We start from the raw sequence: 1,311 nt of genomic DNA, 5'->3' as shown, positions 1-1,311 counted from the left end.
GCCGAAGCCGAGCTCTTGGGGCAGGTACTCCCACGGGATCGCGGTGTGCAGAACGAACAGGATCCCGCACAACACCTTGCGGTCGTCGAGGGGCTTACGGCCAGGGAACCGGTGCCGGCGAGGTGGACGCGGTGGCAGCAGCGGTTCGATCTCGGCCCAGAGTTCGTCCGAGACGATCCACGGCGGCTGCTCACCCCTCCTCACGTTCAAACAGAACGAGCCTCACACCCCCAGAGGACACGCCCAACATCATTTAGTTAGGAGTTCTAAGAGCGCGTTTCACATTGCTGTCAGTCGGGTGTGTTGAAGGTGAGGCGTTGTTGGCGGGTGGCGGCTTCGCCTCGGGCAAGGCGGCTGAGCATGCCGCCGAGGGCTGCCCATCGGATCATGGCCTCTGACATCGCGCGGTGGGTTCGTAGTCGCGGGCCAGGCGGCGGTGGGCGGTGATCCAGGCCAGGGTCCGCTCCACGACCCAGCGGCGGGGGTGTACGACGAACCCTCGTTGGTCGGTGGGTTTGTGGACGATCTCGACGGTGGCGCGTAGCAGGTCTCGGGCCCAGTCGACGAGGCATCCGGCGAAGCCCGTGTCGGCGAAGACGTGCCGGATGGGGGTGGCCGCGTAAGTGACGAGCAGGGCGCCTTTGGCGCCGTCGCGGTCCTGTCAGGACGCGGCCAGGACCCAGACGGTGACCAGCAGGCCGAGGGTGTCGGTGACGATGAACCGTTTCCTACCGTTGATCTTCTTCCCGGCGTCATAACCGCGGGAGTCCCGCGGGGCACGGTGTCGGCGCCTTTCACGCTCTGCGAGTCGATGATCCCCGCCGTCGGCTCGGGCTCCCGGCCGTGAGCCACCCGGATCTGTTCCCGTAGCTCGGTCAGGATCCGCTCGGTCACGCCCCGACTGTTCGGCCGGGTGAAGTGCGCGTACACGGTCTGCCACCGCGGGAAGTCGACTGGCAGGTACCGCCACGCGCAACCGGTGTGCACCACGGACAAGATGGCGTCGATGACGGCCTGCCGGGGTGCTTTTCTGGTCTGCCCATCCACTGCGGGGACGGCAGTATCGCCTCGATGATCTCCCACTCGGCGTTGGTCACGTCAGAGGGGTACCGCCGCACTCGATCCATGCCTGTCTACCGACCGAGCTACGGCCATCGACCGGACCCACTGTGCGACACACCCGACCGCCCCACAAACCAAACGCGCTCTTAGATCCACAGCCCTTCAGCGGTGGGGTGGCGCTGATGTGCCTGGTGTCGTGGTGTGCGGTGGGGATGTGCGCGAAGGGGAGGCTGATCGGGGACGGGTGGG

The 1,311-nt window shown here is 66.7% G+C and carries 2 protein-coding genes and 1 pseudogene; all 3 read right to left on the bottom strand.

What is annotated here, in order from left to right:
* A partial coding sequence (locus ACIBEF_RS32465; protein WP_396797241.1) for a transposase occupies positions 1-177 on the bottom strand: 177 nt, incomplete at its 3' end.
* A gap of 208 nt (positions 178-385) precedes the next feature.
* Positions 386-607 carry a transposase gene (locus tag ACIBEF_RS32460; RefSeq protein ID WP_396797239.1) on the bottom strand — a complete coding sequence of 74 codons (222 nt, stop codon included), beginning with the start codon at positions 605-607 and terminating at the stop codon, positions 386-388.
* 332 nt (positions 608-939) lie between these two features.
* A pseudogene (locus tag ACIBEF_RS32455) lies at positions 940-987 on the bottom strand (hypothetical protein); the annotation flags it as partial.
* Positions 988-1,311: the final 324 nt, after the last annotated feature.

The sequence above is a fragment of the Micromonospora sp. NPDC050795 genome, assembly GCF_044456785.1.
Classification (GTDB): Bacteria; Actinomycetota; Actinomycetes; order Mycobacteriales; family Micromonosporaceae; genus Micromonospora.
The sequence above is the reverse complement of the archived record's forward strand: the minus strand, read 5'-3'. Positions and strand labels throughout refer to the sequence as shown.